Source organism: Micromonospora saelicesensis (assembly GCF_900091575.1).
Lineage (GTDB): Bacteria > Actinomycetota > Actinomycetes > Mycobacteriales > Micromonosporaceae > Micromonospora > Micromonospora saelicesensis.
In genome coordinates this window covers 943,048-965,237 of sequence record NZ_FMCR01000002.1, presented here as the reverse complement: position 1 = coordinate 965,237, position 22,190 = coordinate 943,048, and the positions used below count along the sequence as shown (strand labels likewise).

Here is a 22,190-nt window from a genome sequence, read left to right as displayed (position 1 = left end):
CGGAGTTTCACATGGACTACATCAGGGCGTGGAAGGACCCGGTCTACCGGGCGTCCCTCAGCCCCGAGGACCGGGCCAGCCTGCCGGCGAACCCGGCCGGCTTCGTCGAGCTGAACGACCAGGAGCTCGACGGCGCCGACGGCGGAACGTGGACCCCGACTCCCACGATCACCGTGGTCACCGGGGCCGCCGGCTGCTTCTCCTTCAACGGCACCTTCTGCAACGGCACCTGCGCGGCGTTCACCGCCGGCTGCTGCGGCTGACCGATCCACCTCGGCGAGGAACCCGAACCGTCCCGCACGGATGCGTTTCCTCGCCGGCACACCCCGAACTCCCTGAGGAGAGCACTTAATGAACATCGTGCAAGCCTGGAAGGACCCCGAGTACCGGGCGAGCCTTTCCGCCGAGCAGTTGGCGGCGCTGCCGGAGCACCCCTGCGGCGTCGTCGAGCTCGGTGACGACGTCCTCGCGCACATCGCCGGCGCGCGTACCGAGGGACTGTGGACCCTCGGCTGCTGCGGCGGCTTCACCGCCCGGGAGACCCCGTGCGGTTCCTGTGGCGCGACGTGCGGCGGAACCACCTGTGGCACCTGCCAGACGCAGTCGACCTGCGGTCTGTGCACCGCCTGATTCACCCGCTCCACCGGTGGTGCCCGGACACCTGAGGTGTCCGGGCACCGTCCCCCGCGAGACCCGACCGCTGCGCGAGAGAGAGCACCCCCGATGACGCAGTCGCACCTGCCCGGCCACGACCCGGTGGACGTTTCGAACCCCTGCTGGTACCTGGCGTACTCCCTGCCGGAGAGGCTCGGCGGCGCGGCGCCGACCGGCTCGGTGGACGAGGACCGGGGGCGGCTCCGGCTCGATCGGTGGAAGAACGAACCGGTCTTCGCCGGTGACACGCACCTGTTCGAGAGCTGGCTCGACGCCCTCGACCTCGACGAGCCCACGCTGACCACTGTGCTCGGCGAATCGCCGGAAACGGTCCGCAGCAGGTTCACCGACATCCCGGGCTACGTGCGCACCATCGAGCGCGCATGGCGCGACCACCGGCCGGGCGAGACCGCTGACGCTGACCACCACGGGGACGACCACGGGCACGACCACGACCATGACCACCACCACGAGCCGCACCCGCACGCCGCGTTCGTCGAGTTGGTGCGCCCGCTGGTGGACGACGGCGTCCGCCGGGTACGCGAGGCGGTGCACGCGGCCTGCGTCGAAACGCCGGGAGGACACCTCGATGCCGACCTGCTCGCCGACCAACTCTGCGAGCCGCCCTACGGGGCGATCAACCTGCTCGTCGGCCGGGTGCTCGTGCTGGAACTCAACGTCCTGCGGTTGCAGGGGCAGTTGGAGGGGGAGACCTCGCAGCAGCGCTTCCAGGACTTCGCCCGGCGGCTGCGCGACCCGAAGTACACGCTCGACGTCCTGATGGAGTATCCGGTGCTGGCCCGGGACGCGACCATCCTCATCGACAACTGGGTGGACGCCCGGATCGAGTTCGCCCAGCGCCTCACCGCGGACGCCACCGCCCTGACCGCCCGGCTGGGCGACCCGGCGGAGCTGGGCAGCGTGACGGAGGTGTCGTTCGGCGCCGGTGACTCACACCGCGGTGGCCGCTCGGTCGGGTTCGTCCGCTTCGCCAACGGCGCCCGCGCCGTCTACAAGCCCCGCGGACTGCAGGTCGAGCTGCACTTCCAGCAACTGCTGGACTGGCTCAACACGCGTGGCGCGCAACCGTCGCTGCGCACCATGTGGGTGCTCGACCGCGGTGACTACGGCTGGTCGGAGTTCGTCACCGCCGGGCCCTGCGCCGATCACGACGCGCTGCGCCGCTTCTACACCCGGCAGGGCAGCTACCTGGCGTTGCTGCACAGCCTCGCGGCCGTCGACTTCCACCTGGAGAACATCATCGCCGCCGGCGAGCACCCGATGCTGGTCGACCTGGAAGCCCTCTTCCACCCGCAGGGCGAGCAGACGGACCAGCAGATCGGCGTCTCGGCGGAGTCGTTCCGGACGATGCGGGAGTCGGTCCTGGAGGTCGGGCTCCTGCCCCGGCCCATCATCTACCAGGACGACGACGGCGTCGGCGGCGTCGACTTCAGCGGTCTGGCCGGCACCGCCGGGCAGCTCACGCCCACCCCGGTTGCCACCTGGGAGGAGTCCGGCACCGACGAGATGCGCCTGGTCCGCAAACGGATCGAGATGGGCGGCGGGCAGAACCTCCCCAGCCTGAGCGACGCGGCACACCACACCCTCGACTTCAGCGCCGACATCATGGCCGGGTTCGAGCAGACCTACCGGCTGCTGCACCGCCACCGCGACGAGCTGCTGGCACCGGACGGGCCGGTGGCCGCGTTCGCCGGTGACGAGGTACGCGTGATCCTGCGCGCCACCCGCACCTACGGCAAGCTGTTGCAGGAGAGCCGCCACCCCGACCTGCTGCGCAACGCGCTGGACCGGGAGCGGTTCTTCAGCTTCCTCTGGTTGCAGGAGGAGTGGCCGGGCGCCGAGGCCCGGATCGCGACCGCCGAGCAGGCACAGCTGAGCCGCGGCGACATCCCCTTCTTCAGCACGACGCCCGCCTCGCACGACTTCGTCGCCGGAGACGGCTCGGTGGTCGCCGGGGTGCTGCCCACCAGCGGTCTGGAGCGCTCGCGGCAGCGCATCGGCGCCCTCTCCGAAACGCATCTGGCCCAGCAGACCTGGATCCTGCGCAGCTCGCTCGCGGCGCTGACGATGGGCGTGGAGAGTCAGGGGCAGTGGTCGGAGTACCAGGTCACCGCCGCCACCGTTCCCGCCGACGTGGACCGGTTCATCGCCGCCGCGCGCGCCGCCGGCGACCGGCTGCTGCTGTCGGCCGACACCGGCGAGGACTCGATCGCCTGGCTCGGGCACACCCTGGTGGCCGACAAGATCTGGCAGCTGGGCCCGGTCGGGATCGACCTCTACAGCGGGCTGTCCGGGATCGCGTTGTTCCTCGGCTACCTCGGCGAGGTCAGCGGCGAGCAGCGCTTCCGCGGCGCGGCCGAGGTGGCCGCCGGCATGCTGGTACGTCAGATCGACCTGCTCGACGAGACGCCGACGGAGAGCCTCGAGAACTTCACCGTCGGCGCCTTCAACGAGCTGGGCGGACCGCTGTACGCGTTGAGTCACCTGGGCGCCCTGTGGCAGCGCGACGACCTGTTGGACGCCGCCGGGCGGATCGTGCCCGTCCTGCTGCACCTCGCGCCGCAGGACGAGGCGTACGACGTGATCAGCGGCGCGGCCGGAGCGATCCTCGCGCTGCTGGCGCTGCACGCGGCGCGGCCGTCGGAGCCGATCCTCGACGCGGCCCGCACGTTCGCCCGGATCCTGGCGGACAAGGCCGAGCCGGCCGGCGACGGGATCGGCTGGGCGGGCGCGGTGAACCCGAGTCGGCCGCTGGCGGGTTTCTCACACGGGGGGTCCGGCATCGCCGTCGCCCTGGCCCGGCTGGACCGGGCCCTCGGCAACCGCGACCATCTGCCGCTGGTCGAGGGCGCGATGCGCTACGAACGCTCGGCCTTCGACCCGGAGCACATGTGCTGGCTCGACCTGCGCGACACCACGCCGGAGCGGTACTCCATGGTCGCCTGGTGCCACGGCGGGCCCGGCATCGCGCTCGCCCGCGCCGACCTGGCCGGCTACGTCGACGACCACGAACTGCTCGATCGCGACCTCTCCGACGCCAGCACCGGCATGCTGCGGTTCGGCCTGACCGGCGAGGTCATCACGGGCACCGGCAACCACAGCATCTGCCACGGCGACCTCGGCAACGTCGAGGCCCTGCTGGCCGCCGCACGGGTCCGCGGCGACGAGGACGCCGCCCGGCAGGCCGAGCTGGTGGCCGCCAGCATCCTGGACTACATCGACCGGGACGGCTGGCTGTGCGGGGTTCCGCTCGGTGCGGAGACTCCCGGCCTGATGAGCGGCATCGCCGGCATCGGCTACAACCTGCTGCGCCTGGCCTTGCCCGAGCGGGTTCCGTCGATCCTGCTGGTCGAGCCTCCGGTCGCGGCGGTGGGCGGTGACCCGCGTGGCTGAGCAGCAGCTCTGGCCGTACCGGCCGCAGGCGTTGGCGACCTACCGCGATGGCGTGCACGACGGTCCCGGACGGAGCCCGATCCGGTCCTCACGACGACCGCTGGTCGCGCTCGCCGTGCTGCTGCTGATCGGCGTGGGCTTCGCGGCGGTCATGCGGGTGCCGCGGACGGTCGACGGCGCCGTGATCGGTGCCGACGGGCCGAATCTGGTCTCCATGTTCGCCGGGCGCCTCAATCCTGAGCCGGTGCCCGGCACGGAGGTCACCCTCGTGCAGGAGGGTGGCCGGGCGACCCTGCGGGTCGTCCGGGCCGAGGTCGTCGACGACCCCGCCGATCGGCGCTGGAACATCCCGGCGGAGGTGCCCCGACCGATCACCATCGTCTGGCTCGCCGGAGACGCGAAGGAGAGCTTCGGTCGGCTCAGTCTCGTGGTCGCCAACCCCACCCTGCTGGAGTTGGTGCCGGGCGTTGAGGGGGTCCTGCGATGACGATGAGCTGGCTGCGACCGCGTCGCCGGGTGCCGATCATGCTCCAGATGAGCGCCACCGAATGCGGTGCCGCGTGCCTGGCCATGGTCTTCAGCTCCTACCGGCGGTGGACCTCCGTCGCCGAGTGTCGGGAGCAGTTGGGCATCGGCCGCGACGGGGCCACGGCGTTGCAGATGACCCAACTCGCCCGCCGGACGGGGATGCGGGCCCGAGGCGTCAGCGTCGACCTCGACGGACTGCCGCAGCTGCGGTTGCCGGCGATCGTGCACTGGAACTTCCGGCACTATCTGGTGCTGGAGCGGTGGGACCGACGCGGCGCCGTCGTCGTCGACCCGGGGATGGGCCGGCGGCGGATGAGCCGCGAGGAGTTCGGCGAGGGATTCACCGGAATCGCCATCGAACTCACACCGGGCGAGGAGTTCGAGCGACGCCCCAGCCCGGGACGGTTGGCCTCGCTGCGCTTCGCCCGCAGCATGCTGACCTTCTCCCGTCCGCTGCTCGGCCTGGTCCTGGTCGTCTCGCTGCTGCTCCAGTTGGCGGTGCTGCTGCCCGCACTGATCACCAAGTTCGCGGTCGACACGGTGATCGGGAAGGGACAGGTCGACGCCCTGACCGTCCTCGGCCTCGGCATGCTCCTGCTGTTGGCCACCCAGGGGGTGGGCACCTACGCCCGAGGTGCCGCTCTCAACGTGTTGCACGCGCGCATGGACGACACCATGATGCGGCGCTTCTTCGACCACCTGCTCGCCCTGCCGTACTCCTACTTCCAGTTGCGCAGCAGCGGCGACCTGCTGATGCGGATGTCCAGCAACACCGTCATCCGCGACCTGGTCACCAGCCAGACGATGTCGCTCGTCCTCGACGGCCTGTTCGTCGTCGTCTACATCGGCATGCTCCTGGCGTTCACACCGCTCTACGCCTGGCTGGTGCTGGGCCTGGGTCTGCTGCAACTGGGCGCGATCGTGGCGACGTACCGGGCCATGCGGGAACGCACGCACCGCGACATCGCCGCCCAGGCCGAGGAGCAGAACTACGCGGTCGAGGTGCTGGCCGGCGCCGAGACGGTGAAGGCGATGGGCGCCGAGCAGCAGGTCCTCGGCCGCTGGTCCGGTCTCTTCCAGACCCGGCAGTTCGCCTCGCTGCACCGCCGTCAGCTGGAGACCGGGTTGGAGGCGACGCTCGGGGTGTTCCGGATGGGCTCGCCGCTGCTCCTGCTGTGGGTCGGCGCCCACCAGGTCGTCGCCGGCGCGATGTCGCTGGGCACCATGCTGGCGCTCAACGCCCTCGCCGCAGCCGTGCTCACCCCGTTGATGGGCCTGGTCAACACGGCCCGTCAACTACAGACGGTCGGCACCCACCTGGAACGGATCCGGGACGTGATGGACGAGGCCGCCGAGCAGGACCGGTCCACGTCCCAGCCGCCGGGCCGCATCTCCGGGCAGGTGACGCTGACCGGGGTCGGCATGCGCTACAGCGCCAACGCCGCCTGGGCCGTACGCGGGGTCGACCTGACCATCCCGCCCGGCGCGAAGGTGGCGCTCGTCGGGCGGACCGGATCGGGCAAGACGACGCTCGCCAAGACCATCATCGGGCTGTACGTGCCCAGCGAGGGCGAGGTCCGATTCGACGGGCGTCTGCTCCAGGACCTCGACTTCCGCGAGCTGCGCCGCTGGTGTGGCATGGTCACCCAGGAGCCCGCCCTGTTCGCCGGGTCCGTCCGCGACAACATCTCCCTCGGACATCCGTCGGCGACCTACGACGAGGTTGTCCTCGCCGCCGAGCGCGCGCAGATCCACGACGAGATCATGGCGATGCCGATGGCGTACGAGACCCGACTCACCGAGGGCGGCGGAGGGCTCTCCGGCGGCCAGCGGCAACGGCTGGCCCTCGCCCGCGCCCTCGTGCACAACCCGCCGCTGCTGCTGCTCGACGAGGCGACCAGCCACCTGGACGTGGTCACCGAGCGTCGGGTGGACGAGGTCCTCTCGGCGCTGTCGTGCACCAGGATCGTCATCGCGCACCGGTTGAGCACAGTGCTCAACGCGGACCTGATCGGTGTGATGGAGGAGGGTTCCCTGGTGGAGCAGGGCACGCACGACGAGCTGATCGCGCACGGGCGCTACTACGAGGCGCTGATCCGCGACCAGCTCCAGACGGCCCGGCCGCTGTAGCCGGGGGTCCCAGTGCGCCGGGTCAGCGAGCCGGGGTGCCGGGCGCTCCGGGTCAGCGAGCCGGAGTGCCGGGCGCGACGCGTGCCAGCAGCTGTCGCACCACGTCGGCGGCGGGGTCGCCCAGGTCGTCGTAGATCCGGATGGCCCGCTGCCATGCCTCGGCAGCGGCCGGAGGGTCCGCCATCGCCTCGCGCGCCTCGCCGAGCCGGACGAGGGTCAGCCCTTCGTGATACCGGTTGGCCGATTCCTGGAAGCGTTGGACGGACTGCTCGTAACAGGCCGCCGCCCGGGCCGGGTCACCGAGCCGGTGGTACGCGAAGCCCAGACTGTCCAACGTCGCGGCCTGCCCGACCCGATCGTCGATCGCCTCCTGTTCGGCCAGCGCCTCGGCGCAGTCGACGACGGCCTGGTGGTAGTCGCCGGTCAGGGCGTGCAGGTAACCCTTGACGTTCAGCGCGCGCGCCTCGGCGTACCGGTTGCCGATGAGCCGCGAGACCCGCAGCGCCTCGGCACTGTGCTTGAGCGCCTCGTCCAGCCGGCCGTACTGGGTGCAGTGCTCGGTGTACTGGCGCAGGATCAGCGCCAGGCTGTCCAGGTCCTCAAGCTGTTCGTACAGTTCGAGCGCCCGCTGCACGTGGTGCTCGGCCGCGTGCTGGTCGCCGAGCCGCATGAGTGCGCGGGCGAGCATCCGGCTGGCCTGCGCCTGCGCCCGGACGTCGCCGATCCGCTGCGCCGCCGCGAGCGCCGCCTGCTGCGCGGCGAGCTGCTCCTGGAACATGCCCCGAGGCGCGAGGTACGCGGCCAGGGCCCAGGCGAGCTGGCAGGCGTACCGCTCGAAGCCGGTCTCCGCGGCCTGACGCAGCACCCGCAGCAGAACGGGGTGCTCGGCGTGGAACCAGGCCGCCGCGACGACCCGGTCGGGCATCGGCACGTGCACGTTCACCGGCATCGGTGGTTCCAGCGCGATGGGTGCCCAGGTCGGCTGGAGCAACACGGCGCCGGGGTGCGCGCTGTGCAGGTAGTGGTCGTACATCCGGCGCGCGGCGGCCTGTCGCTCCTCCGCCAGGTCGGATGCCTGGGCCAGTTCGGCCGCGTATGACCGGAGCAGGTCGTGCAGGGCGTACCGCTCGGGTAGGTGCTCGGTCAGCAGGTGCAGCCGGGTCAGCTCCTTCAGCAGCGGGGTGACGGCCGCCCGGGGACGGCCGAGCAGCGCGGCGGCGGCGTCTCCGGTCAGGTCCGGGCCCGGGTGCAGGCCCAGCAGGCGCAGCAGGCGGGCCGCCTCGGTGCTCAGCGCCCGGTACGACCAGGAGAAGATCCGGCGGACGTCCCCGTCGGCCAGTTGCTCCAGCCGGGACTCGGACGGACGTAGTTGGGCCGCGACGGCGTCGATCGGGAAGCTGGGCCGGGCGGTCAGCCGGGCCGCCACGATGGACAGGGCGAGCGGGAGGCGACCGGTCGACTCGATCACCTCGCTGGTCGCCGCCGCTTCCGCGATCACCCGGTCGTCACCCAGCCGGCTGCGGAGCAGCCTCGTCGACTCGGCGGCCGTCAGCACCTCCAGCGTCAACGGTCGGGCGCCCTCGGCCACGATGAGGCTGCTGAGCTGGTCGCGGCTGGTCACCAGGACCGCGCACTGGCCCACGCCGGGCAGCAGCGGTCGTACCTGGTCGGCGTCGCGCGAGTTGTCGAGGACGACGAGCATCCGACGCGAGGCCAGCAGGCTGCGGTACAGCCCGGCCCGAGCGTCGACGCTGCTGGGGATGCGGCCGACCGGTACGCCGAGCGCCTCGAGGAAGTCGACCAGGGCATCGGCGGGGGACACCGCGTCCGCGTCGTCGTAGCCTCGGAGGTTGACGTACAACTGGCCGTCGGGAAAGCGGTCGGCGGCCCGATGGGCCCAGTGCAGCGCGAGCGTCGTCTTGCCCACGCCGGCCATGCCGCTGATGGTGACGATGTCCACTGTGGCTGGTCGTTCGAGCCGGGCGCCGAGGGTCGCGTCGAGGAGGTCGAGTTCGGCGCTGCGCCCGACGAAACCGGGCAGGGCCAGTGGCAGTTGCTGAGGACGGCCCGGTGCCGCGCCGGCCGACGCGTCGTCCGCCGGCCCGGTCGTCGCGACCTGCTGGCCGAGGCGGTGGTGCAGGATGTCGTCGTGCAACCGGGTCAGCTCGGGGCCGGGGTCCATCCCGGTCTCCTCGGCCAGCGCGCGCCTGGCCTGCTGAAACGCTGCCAGAGCCCCGGCGATGTCGCCGATCTGGTAGAGGCCGGTCATGAGGTGGGACCAGGCCCGTTGCCGCAGTGGGTGACGGTCGAGCAGCGCCCGCAACCGGGGTATCACCTGGGCCGCCTCGCCGAGCGCGAGCCGAGCCGCGGCGTGGTCCTCCTCGGTCAGCAGCCGCCGCTCGGTGATCCGCGCGACCCGGCCGGTGAGGAGCCGGGGCAGCGGCAGCCCGGCGAAGGCGGGCCCCCGCCACATGCCGAGCGCGAGGGCCAGCTCCGGCTGCGCCGCCGCCGGGTCGCCGGCGGCCAGCGCTGCCCGTCCGCGCGCCGCCGCCGCGTCGAACCGGTCCACGTCCCGCTCGTCCGGCTCGACGCGAAGCAGGTAACCGCCCGGTGTGGTGACGATCCGGCGGCGCTCGCCCGCGGCGCAGTCGAGTGCCTGGCGCAGCCCTCGCAGGTAGGTGCGCAGGTTCGCGGCGGCCGAGGCGGGGGGCTGGTCGCCCCACACCATCGTCATCAGCTCGTTGGCGGAGATCGCCTCACCGGGGCGTAGCAGCAGCGCGGCCAGCACCAGCTGCTGTTTAGTCGACCCGAGGGCGACCGGTCGGCCGTCCCGTGACACTGTCAGCGGCCCGAGCAGGTCGAAGTGGAGGGGCATCCTCACCTCAGTTTGCGGTGCCGGCCGGGCGAGAGTGACGATCGTATGAGCATCGATCAATGACGTTAGCATCGATTGAACATGATCTTCATGTTTGGTCAGTGGTCGCCCACGGGGCCCGGTCGCTCCGTGGCATGCGCGGTGGCCGGACCGGTTGCCGGTCAGCGCAGTCCGCGGATGAGGTTGTCGACCAGGGTGCGGGCGAAGTCCTCGGTGAGCGGCAGGTCGGCGATGAGAAGCCGGTGGTAGCAGGCGCCCCAGAGCTGGTCGACGACGGATTCGCTGTCGATGTCGGGCCGTAGCTGCCCCCGGGCCATGGCCCGGGTGAGGGTCTCGACGGCGAGGGCCCGACGGGGGCCGGAGTAGCGCTCGCGGTAGGCGGCAGCCAGTTCCGGATCGGTCTGCGCCTGCCCGATGAGCTGGCTGATGACCCGCCCGGCGGTGGTGTCCCGCACCAGGTGGACGAAGGCGACGAGCTGGTTGGTCAGGTCGGCGACGATGTCGGCGGTGTCGGTGAAGGCCAGGGTGGGCGCGACGACTGTGAAGTAGCCGTCCAGGGCGAGCGCCCCCTTGGAGGGCCACCACTTGTAGATGGTCATCCGGCTGGCTCCGGCGTGGGCCGCGACCTTCTCGATGGTGAAGCCGGCCATGCCCTCGGCCAGCAGGAGTTCACCGGCGGCCGTGAGGATCTCCGCGCGTACCTGATCGGCGGGGCGGCGGCCGCGACCACGGCGGGCTGGCGTCTGGGCGTCCGGCGTGAGCTCGGCCACTGGTCCTCCCGGTTATATGGACACGCTGTCTACATGCTGGTTATATGGACACAGCGTACACAGCGGTGCCCGGACACGATGACGCACCGCCACGACGACCGAAGGAGACGAGCGACATGACGGGTCTACGACGGCGACGGTTGGGTGCCTCCGGGCCGGAGGTGTCGATCATCGGGCTCGGCGCGATGGGCATGTCCGACCTGTACGGGCCGGCCGACGAGGCGGAGAGCGTCGCGACGCTGCACGCGGCGATCGACGCCGGTGTGAACCTGATCGACACCGCGGACTTCTACGGGTCGGGTCACAACGAGATGCTGATCGGCCGTGTGCTGCGGGAGCGTCGCCGGGACGAGGTGGTGCTCAGCGTGAAGTTCGGCGCACGCCGGACACCCGACGGCGGCTTCCAGGCGGCACCGTACGACGTGTCGGCGGCGGCGGTGAAGGACCGGCTGGCGTACTCACTGCGACGGTTGGGCACCGACTACATCGACATCTACCGGCCGTCGCGGCTGAACCCGCAGGTGCCGGTCGAGGAGACCGTGGGCGCGCTGCTGGAGATGCAGCAGGCCGGCTACATCCGGCACATCGGGCTCTCCGAGGTGAGCGCGGAGAGCATCCGCAGGGCCGCGGCGGTGGCGCCAATCAGCGACGTCCAGATCGAGTACTCGCTGCTCTCCCGGGGCCCGGAGGCCACCATCCTGCCGGCGCTGCGGGAGCTGGGCATCGGGTTGACCGCCTACGGGGTGCTGTCCCGAGGTCTGCTCAGCGGCCACTGGTCCGCCGACCGTGCGCTGACCGGCACGGACTTCCGGGCCAACAGCCCACGGTTCCAGGGCGAGCACCTGGCCGCCAACCTGCGCCTGGTGGACGCGCTCGGCCGGGTCGCGCAGCGGCTGGGTGCGACCACGAGCCAGGTGGCGATCGCCTGGGTGGCGGCACAGGGCGAACAGATCGTGCCGCTGGTCGGGGCGCGGCGGCGGGACCGGCTGGCCGAGTCGCTGGCCGCTGTCGACCTGGTGCTCGACCAGGACGCGCTGGACGAGATCGAGCGTGCCGTGCCGGCCGGCGCCGCCTCCGGCCAGCGGTACGCGACCGCCATGATGGCGCTGCTCGACAGCGAGAAGTGACAGCGGCGGGCGGCCTCAGGAAGCTGCTCGCCAGACCCAGTTGCGGCGTTCGTAGAGCGGCACCAGCCCGGCCCGGCGCATGTTGTTCAGCGACGGGTTCTGCTGGCCGGGCGCGGGCTTGCCGGTCTCGGCGAACAGCCACCGGCATCCCGCCTCGGCCGCGGCTCGGGCGCGGGCGGCGATCAGCGCCGACTGTGCCCCGAGGCCGCGGTGACCGGTGGCCGTCGCGGCGGCGTTGAGCGACGCGGCCTCGCCGTGCAGGAACAGGTTGCCGCCCGCGACCAGTTCGCCGTCGTCCCAGGCCGCGTACGGTCGCCACGCCGGCTGGCCGACAGTCGCGGCCAGCATGTCGGTGAGCCCACCGGTCGGCATGCCGAAGCCGGTGAGCACCACGTCGGCCCAGCGCCGCGCCTCGGCAGCCGGCACCGGGGCGACGCGCAGGCGGGTCTGCGCCGTGGCGACGTCGCCGGGTCGGGCGCCGAGCTTGACCCAGGTGCTTCCCGGCTCAAGCCCGCGCGCGGCAGCGACCTCGTCGAAGCCCGCCGGCAGCACCGACGGAACGAGCTGGAGGACTGCCTGGTCGACGCCCTGCTTCCGATAGAAGTCGAGGACGCGGTCCAGGGTCTGCACGGTGAACGGCTCGGTGGTGCCGAAGCCGAGGGCCTTGTTCCAGTACCCGCCGGAGGGATCGTTGCGCATGGCGAGGGCGACACCGCCGCCGATGCGGGTGGTCGCGATCCCGAGTCCGGTGTACGTGGGCCCGGGCGCCTGCGACTCGTAGGAGTGCATGAATTCGCACTCCACGGCTTCGGCGAGCGGGGTCAGGTCGGCTGGCGCGGTCATCGGCCGATTATCGTCTGGTCCGTTCCCAGGCCCGCATCAACTGCATCCGATTGTGAATGCCCAGCTTGTGGTATATGGAGCGGAGTTGGGTGTCCACGGTGTGGAAGGAGACGAAGAGGCTCCGGGCCGCCTCCTTCTTGGTGGCACCAGTGGCGAGCATCTCGGCCACCCGCTCCTCGGCCGGGGTGAGCGCGCCGATGCCCCGGCTTGGCGGCTCGTCGATCGACGGCCGGTGGCGCGGGGTGGCGGCGAGGTCGGCGCAGCGCCGGTCCGCGATCGCCTGGTCGCCAGGAGCGCCGATCCGGGCGTAGAGGGCAGCCGCCTCGTGCGCGGCATCGCGCGCCTCCCCGGATCGTGCCCGGGGACTGTTCGCGAGGTCGAGCAACGCGTCGGCCAGCGCCGGCCGCGCGGCGGTGGTGCGCAGCCGGTCGACCGCCGAACGGAGGGCGTCCGGGTCGCCGTCGCGCAACCCGCGGCTCTGGTCGGCCAGCGCGTGCCACAGCGGCACCGGGGTACGGGTGGAGACCAGCTCGACCAGTTCGGTGACCCGGCGGGCGGCCCGGGTGTCGTCGGCCGCCACCGCCGCGCGTACCAGTCGGGGGCCGAAGTGCGGCACGGGCAGGAGCGACCGGACCGACCGGTGCAGGTCGGCGACGACAGTGGTGAGCAGGCCGGCCGGCGCGCTGAGGGCCGGGTCGCGCACCGCCACGCAGAACGCGAACGTCCACATCGTCCGGTCGGGCCACCGGTCCTCGGCGAGGCAGGTGCGCAGGATGGCGCGGGCGTCGTCGTGTTCGCCCCGGCGGTAGCGGACCTCGCCGATCACCGCGACCAATAGGGCACGCACCTCCCTACTGAGGTCCGCAGAGCCGGAGCTGAGTGTCGTGACGGCCAGCGCGGCCGCCTCGGGCAGCTCTCCCACTGCCACCATGCGCAGGCAGTCCAGCGCGGTCAGTCCGGTGAGTGGAACGTCGGCCGCGTCGGGCGTCTGGCGGGTCGCGGCCCGCGCGTCCTGGTGTCGGCCGAGGCCGAGCTGCACGAGGATCCGTTCCGCCCGGATGGACGGGGCGTCGGCGCGTGCCGCCCAGGAGTCCGGGTCGAGGGCCGCCAGCACGGCCTGGGCACCCGGCAGATCACCGTGTGCGAGCGAACGGGCGGCCCGGCCGAGGGCGAGGTGGCGAGCGGAGGTCGGGTCACCCGACGCGGCGTGCGCGGTGCCCGCGTCACGCAGCAGGGCATCGGTGTCCGGATGTCCCGTGCGGGCCGCGATCGTGGCGACCAGGGCGAGCAGGGTGCCGCGGCTGCCGGTGTCCAGTCGGAGGTTCAGCGCCTCCCGCAGACCGGCGAGGGCGGTGGTCGGCTGCTCCAGTGCCACGATCTGCGCCAGGCGACCGAGCAGGAGGGCGCGGTGGCGCTCGCCGCTGCGACTCGTGGCGAGCTCCGCCGCCAGGACGTGCAGCGCCTCCATCCCGCGTCCGGCGAGCCGGAGCTGGTCCGCCGTGGCGAACAGCCGGTGCCGTCGTTGCTCCGCGTCGGTGGCGATGTCGTCGGCCGGAAGCGTTCCGGCGTTGAAGGGTGATTCGGACAATGGCGTTCTCCCCGGTTGTTACCAGGCGCGTCGAAAGGCCGTCCTGCGACCGAGCCTAGCCATGGCGGCAGGTACGGGCGAGCAGATCGACGAACCGGCGGGATTGCGCCGAATGACCCCCACCGTCCGGGATTTGACCTGCGGTAATGGCGCGATCACGTGATGCGACCGGCGACGTGCGCCGCCGATCATCGGGTCATGGCCCAGTTCACCGAACTTCCCGGTCTGCGTCGGCTCCGGGTCGTACTGCTGATGTTCGTCCTCTACGCCAGCACCGGGGCGGGTGGTCACGCTCCGGCGTGGGCCCGCCTGGTGCTGATGGCGACCGCCGCGGCGATTCCGGTCGCGATCGCGGTCCAGTACGGCTGGCCCGGACTGCGTGCCCTGCTGGGGATCTCGTCCCGGCTACGGCTGCGCGGCGGATCCGTTCCCGCGCCCAATCCGATCCAACCCGAGTGAGGAGTCAGCGATCATGGCGAACAGCGATCCCGAGCCGCGACGCGGTGACCAGGGCGCGCCGCCCTTCGCGGGCCGCAACGTCGAGCTCGAACGGCAGAACCCGGACCTCCTGGTTCCCCCGACGACCGACAGCCGGCTGGTGCCCAACCTCAAGTTCTCGTTCTCGCAGGCGCACACCCGGGTGGAGAAGGGCGGCTGGACCCGCGAGGTCACCAGCCGGGACCTCCCGATCGCCAGTCAGTTGTCCGGCGTTCAGTTCGGTCTCGAGCCGGGCGCGTACCGGGAGATCCACTGGCACCAGCAGTCGGAGTGGGCGTACATGCTCAGCGGCAGCTGCCGGATCAGCGCCGTCGACCACGAGGGCCGCAACTTCATCGAGGACGTGAAGGCCGGCGATCTGTGGTTCTTTCCGCAGGGCGTGCCGCACAACATCCAGGCGTTGGAGGACGGCGCGCAGTTCCTGCTGGTCTTCGACGACGGGGCGTTCTCGGAGAACAACACCTTCCTGCTCAGCGACTTCTTCGCACACACCCCTCGACACGTGCTGGCCAAGAACTTCGGCTGGACGCTGGAACAGATGGAGAACCTGCCCGAGCGGGAGAAGTACATTTTCCAGGGCGACGTCCCCCCGCCCCTGCAACAGGACCGGGTGGTCAGCCCGACCGGCGACATCCCACGAAGCTTCAAGCACCGGATGCTCGCGCAGACCCCGCAGCGATTCCGCGGCGGAACGGTCCGGATCACCGACTCGACCAACTTCGCCGCCTCCGTGACCACCGCCGCGGCCCTGGTGGAGGTCGAGCCGGGAGGGATGCGCGAGTTGCACTGGCATCCCACCACCGACGAGTGGCAGTACTACATATCCGGCACCGGGCGGATGGGCGTCTTCGCCTCGCAGGCCGCGGCCCGGACGTTCGACTTCCAGGCCGGCGACGTGGGCTACGTGCCGTTCGCGTACGGCCACTACATCGAGAACACCGGCGACGAACCACTGGTGTTCCTGGAGATGTTCCGCCATCCCCGCTTCGAGGACATCTCGGTGATGCAGTGGATGGCCAACACGCCCCACGAGGTCATCGCCGACACGATCAACGTGCAGAAGTCGATCGTCGACAGCCTGCCGAACACCAAACAGGTAGTGATCTGAGCCAGGCGTCCGGTCGTCCGTCGGAGGACGGACGGCCGGTCCGGTGGATCAGCTCCCCGCAGGTGCCGGGGAGGTGGGAGCCGCGGCAGGTCGTCGGCGTCGAGACACCGCACCCACCACCCCGTCGATGACGAGGAAGGCGAGCACTGTGAGCCCGAACAGGGGCAGCGCCCAGCCGATCGCCACGGTCACCGGTACGCCGATCAACAGCGCCCAGAGCGGCAGGCCGCGTACGCCGCCGCGGGCTGGCGGGGTGCCGGCGATCGCACGGCGGTCGACGCGGGTGGGTCGGCGTTGCCACCACATGCGGTAGCCCCAGAAGATGACGCAGAGCAGGCCGAGGGCGAGCGCGGCGAGCAGGATCTGGTTGACCAGGCCGAAGAGGATCCCCATGTGGGCCTGGATGCCGAGGCCGCTCAGTTTGGCCAGCAGGGGCCAGTCGGCGAAGTCGCTGCGGGCGGTGATCGTGTCCGAGGCCGGGTCGACGGCGATGCGGTCCTTCCTGACCGGCCAGGTGTTGTCGACCTGCGTGACGGTCCAGGCGGAGCCCGGCTCCGGCGCGGGAGTGATCTCGACCGGCCCGGAGAGGCCGGCGCCGCGAGCGACAGTCAGGACCCGATCGAAGGCCGCCGACTCGACGACGCCGCCCGCCCCGGCGGCACCGTGCTCGTGGCCCCCGCCGGTCTCGGCAGGGGCGGGGCCACCGGCGGTGAGGCTGGTGGAGATCTCCGGAGTGCGGGCGCTCAGCGCGTCGAGCCCGGCGGCGAAGTTCGCGCCGGCGTAGCGGGACCAGGTCAGGCCGGTGACGGAGAGGAAGAGGAGTCCGACGGTGAGCCAGATGCCGGTGGTGGCGTGCCATCCTCGGGTACGGCGGACACCCTTACCGGTGGACAGGTCCGGCACGAGCAGGTGCCGAGCGGCGGCTCGGGCGGCGCCGCGTCGACGCCACCAGAGGATGACCCCGCCGAGCGCCATCACCCACAGCCAACTCGCTGCCAGTTCGGAGTAGTGCTCGCCCACCGTGCCCAGGTGCAGGTGGCGGTGCAGGTCGTCCAGCCAGGTGGTGGCCGGTGTGGACCCGAACCAGGTGGTGAGCTGCCCCTGGGACTCGCCGGTGTACGGGTTGATGTAGACGGTGTGCTGGTTCTCGCCCAGCTCGGGCACTGAGAACACCACAGTGGTGGTCCGGTCGCCGTCGCCGGGTTGCACTGTGGTGATGCTGCCGTCGGGGTGCGCGTTGCGCGCGGCCCCGATCTGCTCGGCCAGTGGGAGCTGACGGTCACCCACCTGGGCGACGGTCAGTTGGTCGCCGTAGAGGATCGAGTCGAGTTGCGGGGTTGTGGTGTAGGCCAGGCCGGTCAGTGCGGCGACCACCAGGAACGGGGCGACGAGGATGCCGGCGTAGAAGTGCAGCCGCAGCAGCAGCGCGCCGAACGGTGACGTGCGCCGCGCAGGCCGGGCCGGTTTCCCGGTGGTCGTGGCGGGCTCCGGCGTCGGTGTGCCGGACAGTTCGGTGAGAGACATGGTGATCCGATCGGAAGAGTCGGGAAGCACCCGAGGCTGTTTCCCGTACTGGTCTGGTCGCCCGGTGAGGTGTCGCGTCGGCCCTGACTGGTAGTCGGGGGAGAGACGCCGGCGGTTCCCGAAGATCAGGTTCCCGATGTCAGGGTTACCGAGGCGGTGGCGACGGTGCGGGCGAGCCGACCGCACGGGGGCGGGTCGGATCAGCGCCGGGCCGCCCGCCGCCACAGCAGCCCAGCCGTCACCAGGACGAGGAGGGCCAGCACGGCAGCCGCGACGAGTGCACCGGCGCTCGGACCGCCGCCGGACTTCGCTGCGGCGGCGGCGGACGGTGCGGGCGCTGACGCGCCGACGTTGGCAACCGGCGCGGCGCTGGACGCCGGATCGGCCACCGTGAACGGATAGGACCCCTGAACCGGGTGCCCGTCGACGGAGACGACCCGGTAGGCGACCGTGTATGTCCCGTTCGGCAGGGTGCCGGTCACCTGGACCGTGCTCTTCGCTCCGGTGACCACCGGCTCGCCGGTGGCAAGCTTCCGCTTGGCGGCGTCGGTGAGCACGATGGTGGTGAACGCCGGGTCGAGTCGCTGCATGAATTCGAGCGTGACCTCGGTCGGTGCGCTCGGCACTGTCGCGTCCCGAGCGGGCGTGGCCGTCTTGAGCGAGTTGTGCGCCCAGGCCGGGCTGGCCGGGATGAGCACCGCCACGAGAACGGCGAGCACCGCCGCGCCGAGCCGGACGGCGGTGGGGCGGAACGGCGGTACGGTCGTGACGGTTGGGGTGATCATCCGAGCACCTGCTCACCGATCCACCCGCCCGGTTGACATCCGGGCGGGATGGCGAAGACGGCCGACCCGATCGGCGTGGTCCACTCGTTGAGCAGGTCCCGGTCGGCCAGCCGGCGTTGGATGGGCAGGAACTGTCGGGCGATGTCGGCCTGGTACGAGGTGAAGATCAGCCCGCTGTCCGCGTGGCCCTCCGCCGTCGGCACCCCGTCGTAGTTGTAGGGCCGGCGCAGGATCTTCAGTCGGTCGTCGGTGACGTGGGCGCGGGTCAGGTGCGAGAAGTCGGGGATGACGGTGAGGCCGTCCGGGTCGGTGGCGGCGAAATCGGGTTCGTCGTGTTCGGCGGTGCCGGTGAGCGGGGCGCCGGTGTCGAGCCGTCGCCCGACGGCGAGTTCGCGGTCGGTCCGGCCGAGCAGGTCCCAGGTTTCCATGTTCATGCTGATCCGCCGGAGCACCAGTGTGGTGCTGTCGCGCAGCCACGTCGGGCCGTCCGGGACCCAGAGCGCGGTCTCCATGGGCGCGCCGGGTCGGGGGTTGGCGGTGCCGTCGAGCTGACCGAACAGGTTGCGCTGGGTGTGGCCGCCCGGCTCGACACCGGGGCTGCGCCGGAAGCCCTGCTGGACCCACCGCACCGTGGCGAACGGTCGGCTGTCCTTGATCAGGACCCGCTGGGCGTGGGCGACGGAGATCGCGTCGTCGGCGCAGATCTGCAGCAGCAGGTCACCGCCGGACCAGGCCGGCTGAAGCCGGTCGATGCGGAACGACGGCAGTTCGGTGACCGATGCCGGCCGGCGGTCGTCGACGCCGGCCGCTCGGTAGAGGCCGGGCCCGAAGCCGAAGGTCACTGTCAACCGTGCCGGCAGCAGCCCGAGTTCGGCCTCGGTGTCGGCCAGCGCAGGTCCGCCCTGGGTGAGCCGCGCGGCGTCGTCGGTGAGCAACCGCAACATCCGACCCAGCGAGGCGCGGTCGACGCCGGCCCGCACTGTGAACGCCACGAACGACGCGTGCGCCTGCGGTTCGGTGGCCACCCCGGCCTGCCGGGCGCCGTGGAACGGCTCGACCAGGCCGCCGACGGTCGCGGCCAACGTCGTGTCGGCGGCCGTCGCCGACGGCGGCCCGGTCCTCCCCGCGCGGGTAGCGGCGATCGCGGCACCGCCGGCCAGTGCTCCGCTGGCGGCCAGTGCTCCGCCGGTGAGCAGGCCACGCCTGCTCACCGGTCGGACCTGTGGAGTCTGCGTCACGATGCCGGGCTCATGCTCATCCCCGGCGTGGGGCTCATGCCGGGCATGGGCTCGCCGTGCCCGGGGGCGTAGCTCTCCTGCGCGCCGGTGAACGGCTTGGCCACCGCGCGGAACTCCTGGGTCTTGCCGTCGGCGAAGGTCAGGGTGACTGTCAACTCGTCGCCGGCCTGAACAGGCTTGGTGAGATTCATCAGCATGAGGTGGTCCCCGCCGGGCTCCAACGCGTGCGAGCTCTTGGCCTTGATCACGATGCCGCCCTGCTTCGCCCGCATGACCATCTTGCCGTCCTTCATGGCCATCTCGTGCAGCTCCATCGGCGACAGGGAAGTCGTGGCCCCAGTCACCGTGACATCGGTGTCGCCGTCGTTGACCAGGGTCCCGAAGGCCGCCGTCATGCCCTTGTCGGCCGCCTTCACCCACGGGTCACGAATGCCGAGCACACCAGCGTCCGGGTTGGCCGAGGTCGACGCGGACGGGCCCGTCTGCGCTGTCGACGGAGAGTCGGACGAGCCGCAGCCGGCGACGCCCACCGTCAGGATCGCGGCGGCGAGCACGGCGACCGAGCGGCGGCGTGAAGCGTTTGGGCTGGTGGTGCGCATGTGTTCTTCCTCCGATGGTTGCTGCTGCGAGGATGGTCGGCCGCAGCTCGGAGAAAGTTCCGGACTCAGGGCACGTTGATCGTGAACTCCCCGGTGTGCACAGTGCCGGCGACCTGGAAGTCGAAGAAGGCCCGGTACCGGCCTGAACTCGGCGCGGTCAGCCAGAACTTGACCGTCCCGTCGACCAGCTCCTGCTCGGGGTGGACGTGCACGTAGCCGAGGTCGCCCTCACGCACCACGACCAGGTGCCCGTACGCGCCCAGGTACCGCTCCAACTGCGCCGGTACGGTCGGGTCGGCGCTGACCTGGAAGTGCATCGGCGCCGTCACCCCCACCGTCGGGCTGCCGGTCATCGACACCGCGTACGGACCGGCCGTCGCCTGTGCCGCCGCTGGCGGCAGCGCGGTCGGGCTGTGCGCGCCGGGCACCGTGTGATCGACGCCCAGCACGAGAGGCTGCTGCTGGCCGTCGGCCGCGGTGACGGAGAAGTCGGCGAAGACGCGGTAGCCGCCGGGCCGGGCCAGCGTCAGGGGCACGCTCCAGGTGCCGTCGGGTGCCATCGTCGGGTGCAGGTGCTGGTAGCCGGTCAGGTCGCGGCCCACCACGATCAGGTGCAACGGCTTGTCGTGTACGACCGCGAAGCGGGTCGCCGCCTGCCGGTCGGTCCCGACGATCCGGAACCGGTAGTCCGCGCGTACACCGGGCGGTTGGGACCGCTCCAGCGGTTGCAGGGTGTACCCACCGGCGCTGACCGTCGTCCCGGTTGCCAGCGTCGCGCCCGTCGCGTCGTCACCCCGATGCGTGTGCGGCCCCGTACCGGCCGGGTGTTGGTGCCCGTCGGTCGCCGAGCCCACCTGTCCCGAGTCGGACGCGCCACCGGCTGACGGTCGTGAATTGCCGGTCGCCGGACTCTCGTTGGCGGTGCCGATACGGGCCAACCCGAACCCGGCCAGCAGAGCGATCACCAGCCCGCCGACGAGCAGCGCCAGGTGGGTGTTGCTCAACCGGGACCCAGGCGTCGCGGCGGCCAGGTCCGTGTCGGGCCGCGGTTTGGAGTCCACCGCCGGCTCGCCGTCCGTGCTGGCGAGGGTCTTGGCCACCTTGCCAGCGCCGGCTTTGCCCCCGACGGTCTTGTCCCCGGCAGCCTTGCCGCCGACGGTCTTGCCAGTGCCGGCCCTGTTCGTGGTACGGGCGCCACCGCCGCGTCGGCCGGAGGTCGCCGCCGAGGTACGGCCCCGGCCGGTGGGTGTGCCGGCGGATCGGCGACGCCAGACGACGAACCCGGCCACCGCCCCGACCGCCGCGACCGCCGTCGCCCAGCCGGCCCAGGCCAGTGCCCCGGGACCGCTCTCCTCGGTCGACCCGGTCGACGGGGCCGCCGCAGCCGGCGGGGTCGACGGATCGTCGGCGGTGGTCGGCACCGCCGAGGCCTGCCCGGACGCGTTGTGCTGCTCGGTGGCGGCTACCAGCGCCGGGTCCGGTTGGGTCGACGGCGGGCTCCACCCCTTCGGCGCTGCCGTCACCCGACCGTCGTAGCGGAAGGTCAGGGTGCCCCGCACGGTGTCGCCGTCCGAGGCGACCGACAGGTAGCTCACCGAGTACTGGCCCTTGGCGGGCAGGTGGGCGACGGACACCACCGCGGGGAACCCCGTCGTGTACTCCCGTGGCTCGAACTGCCCGTTGACCAGGAAGTACTCCCGTACCGGCTTCTCCAGCGGCTTCGGCTCCCCCTGCGACCAGCCGTTGTCGACACGGGTGCCGCCCGGGGCGGTGATCGTGAAGAACGCGTTGGCGGCGGCCTTCTCGGTGAAGAACAGCCGCACCTCGGTCAACGGCTCGCGCACCGTGGCGCCGCTCGCCGGTGTGGACATGGCGAGGGTCCCGTGCGCTGCGGCGGGTTGGGCGGACGCGAGGAGGGCGACCGCCGAGGCGAGGAGGAGTGCGAGGAGGCCCGAGACCACCCGCCCGCAAGTCTGGGGGAGACGACGCATCTGGATATCCTCACCCTCGCGAGACTTTTTTCAATAGGTGGCGATCTTCTTCCTCAGACGACAAAAGTTGACGATGAGGCCATCCGCCGCCCCGGCAGGACGCCCCGGGTTTGCAGATCCCCTTGCCAGCTATGCTGCCGACGGCGCTGGTTCGCCCCGTCGTGACCGGCTGGGCGTCGTAAGAGGGAACCCGGTGGAAATCCGGGGCTGCCCCGCAGCGGTGAGTGGGAACGACCGCCGTCATCAGCACTGGGCCAGTGGCCTGGGAAGCGACGGCCAGTAGGCGACCGGCGCGACCGGTCAGGCCCGCGAGTCCGAAGACCTGCCGGCGCCGCGTACACAACCGTGTGCGCTGCCGTCGGCCTCGCGGGTGGGCTGAGCGGGTGACGGGCCGTGCGTGTGGTGCACGGCCGGGTCCTCGTCAGCGTGTGTCCGCGACCCGATGGTGTGGTTTCCCGAGGGACGGACTACCGCTGTGCACGACACCACCACCATCGCCGGCCGAGCGCCGTCGGCGT

At 71.7% G+C, this 22,190-nt stretch carries 17 protein-coding genes and 1 riboswitch; of the genes, 8 read left to right on the top strand and 9 right to left on the bottom strand.

The genetic code is table 11. The features are described from left to right. Positions 1 to 11 precede the first annotated feature (11 nt). The 5 genes from GA0070561_RS12230 (at position 12) to GA0070561_RS12210 (ending at position 6,726) form a co-directional block, all read left to right on the top strand. On the top strand, positions 12 to 263 hold the full coding sequence (locus GA0070561_RS12230) for a mersacidin/lichenicidin family type 2 lantibiotic (RefSeq protein ID WP_091399741.1): 252 nt from the start codon (positions 12 to 14) through the stop codon (positions 261 to 263). An 88-nt stretch (positions 264 to 351) separates the two neighbouring features. Further along, a complete protein-coding gene (locus tag GA0070561_RS12225; protein WP_091399738.1) occupies positions 352 to 630 on the top strand; it encodes a mersacidin/lichenicidin family type 2 lantibiotic in 279 nt (92 codons plus the stop codon). Between the two features lie 93 nt (positions 631 to 723). Continuing rightward, entirely contained in the window at positions 724 to 4,068 is a 3,345-nt protein-coding gene (locus GA0070561_RS12220; protein ID WP_091399735.1) for a type 2 lanthipeptide synthetase LanM family protein, read from the top strand. Then, positions 4,061 to 4,555 carry a hypothetical protein gene (locus GA0070561_RS12215; RefSeq protein WP_141710364.1) on the top strand — a complete coding sequence of 165 codons (495 nt, stop codon included), beginning with the start codon at positions 4,061 to 4,063 and terminating at the stop codon, positions 4,553 to 4,555. Before GA0070561_RS12220 ends, GA0070561_RS12215 begins: the two co-directional genes overlap by 8 nt. Beyond that, complete coding sequence (locus GA0070561_RS12210; protein WP_091399730.1) at positions 4,552 to 6,726, top strand: peptidase domain-containing ABC transporter; 2,175 nt, start codon at positions 4,552 to 4,554, stop codon at positions 6,724 to 6,726. Before GA0070561_RS12215 ends, GA0070561_RS12210 begins: the two co-directional genes overlap by 4 nt. A 52-nt stretch (positions 6,727 to 6,778) precedes the next feature. Here the strand turns inward: GA0070561_RS12210 and GA0070561_RS12205 are convergent, their stop codons facing one another. Both GA0070561_RS12205 and GA0070561_RS12200 read right to left on the bottom strand, forming a co-directional pair. Then, positions 6,779 to 9,601 carry an AfsR/SARP family transcriptional regulator gene (locus GA0070561_RS12205; RefSeq protein ID WP_091399728.1) on the bottom strand — a complete coding sequence of 941 codons (2,823 nt, stop codon included), beginning with the start codon at positions 9,599 to 9,601 and terminating at the stop codon, positions 6,779 to 6,781. Positions 9,602 to 9,762: 161 nt separating this feature from the next. After that, the gene (locus GA0070561_RS12200; protein ID WP_091399726.1) at positions 9,763 to 10,371 is read right to left on the bottom strand and encodes a TetR/AcrR family transcriptional regulator; all 609 of its coding nucleotides are present in this window, start codon (positions 10,369 to 10,371) and stop codon (positions 9,763 to 9,765) included. A gap of 116 nt (positions 10,372 to 10,487) precedes the next feature. Here GA0070561_RS12200 and GA0070561_RS12195 point away from each other — a divergent pair, with 116 nt between their 5' ends. After that, positions 10,488 to 11,498 carry an aldo/keto reductase gene (locus tag GA0070561_RS12195; protein ID WP_091399724.1) on the top strand — a complete coding sequence of 337 codons (1,011 nt, stop codon included), beginning with the start codon at positions 10,488 to 10,490 and terminating at the stop codon, positions 11,496 to 11,498. 15 nt (positions 11,499 to 11,513) lie between these two features. Here GA0070561_RS12195 and GA0070561_RS12190 read toward each other — a convergent pair whose 3' ends face one another. Beyond that, positions 11,514 to 12,341 carry a GNAT family N-acetyltransferase gene (locus GA0070561_RS12190; RefSeq protein ID WP_091399722.1) on the bottom strand — a complete coding sequence of 276 codons (828 nt, stop codon included), beginning with the start codon at positions 12,339 to 12,341 and terminating at the stop codon, positions 11,514 to 11,516. 7 nt (positions 12,342 to 12,348) lie between these two features. After that, the gene (locus GA0070561_RS12185) at positions 12,349 to 13,929 is read right to left on the bottom strand and encodes a helix-turn-helix transcriptional regulator (RefSeq protein ID WP_091399720.1); all 1,581 of its coding nucleotides are present in this window, start codon (positions 13,927 to 13,929) and stop codon (positions 12,349 to 12,351) included. Positions 13,930 to 14,127: 198 nt separating this feature from the next. On the opposite strand from GA0070561_RS12185, the gene GA0070561_RS12180 reads away from it, so the two are divergent. Then, positions 14,128 to 14,388, top strand: a complete 261-nt coding sequence (locus GA0070561_RS12180) for a hypothetical protein (RefSeq protein WP_091399718.1) — start codon at positions 14,128 to 14,130, stop codon at positions 14,386 to 14,388. Positions 14,389 to 14,401: 13 nt separating this feature from the next. Beyond that, positions 14,402 to 15,535, top strand: coding sequence for an oxalate decarboxylase family bicupin (locus GA0070561_RS12175; protein ID WP_091399716.1), 1,134 nt, complete (start codon positions 14,402 to 14,404; stop codon positions 15,533 to 15,535). 48 nt (positions 15,536 to 15,583) lie between these two features. On the opposite strand, the gene GA0070561_RS12170 is transcribed toward GA0070561_RS12175, so the two are convergent. The 5 genes from GA0070561_RS12170 to GA0070561_RS12150 form a co-directional block, all read right to left on the bottom strand. Continuing rightward, positions 15,584 to 17,059 carry a PepSY-associated TM helix domain-containing protein gene (locus GA0070561_RS12170; protein ID WP_091400226.1) on the bottom strand — a complete coding sequence of 492 codons (1,476 nt, stop codon included), beginning with the start codon at positions 17,057 to 17,059 and terminating at the stop codon, positions 15,584 to 15,586. Positions 17,060 to 17,259: 200 nt separating this feature from the next. Then, complete coding sequence (locus GA0070561_RS12165) at positions 17,260 to 17,844, bottom strand: copper resistance CopC family protein (protein WP_091399714.1); 585 nt, start codon at positions 17,842 to 17,844, stop codon at positions 17,260 to 17,262. Further along, complete coding sequence (locus tag GA0070561_RS12160; RefSeq protein WP_373861683.1) at positions 17,841 to 19,082, bottom strand: Dyp-type peroxidase; 1,242 nt, start codon at positions 19,080 to 19,082, stop codon at positions 17,841 to 17,843. Before GA0070561_RS12160 ends, GA0070561_RS12165 begins: the two co-directional genes overlap by 4 nt. Beyond that, positions 19,079 to 19,681: a copper chaperone PCu(A)C gene (locus GA0070561_RS12155; RefSeq protein ID WP_091400224.1), complete on the bottom strand. Its 603-nt coding sequence runs from the start codon at positions 19,679 to 19,681 to the stop codon at positions 19,079 to 19,081. Before GA0070561_RS12155 ends, GA0070561_RS12160 begins: the two co-directional genes overlap by 4 nt. A gap of 65 nt (positions 19,682 to 19,746) precedes the next feature. Continuing rightward, positions 19,747 to 21,672: a copper resistance CopC family protein gene (locus GA0070561_RS12150; protein ID WP_091399712.1), complete on the bottom strand. Its 1,926-nt coding sequence runs from the start codon at positions 21,670 to 21,672 to the stop codon at positions 19,747 to 19,749. 130 nt (positions 21,673 to 21,802) lie between these two features. After that, positions 21,803 to 22,016: riboswitch (cobalamin riboswitch) on the top strand. Positions 22,017 to 22,190: the final 174 nt, after the last annotated feature.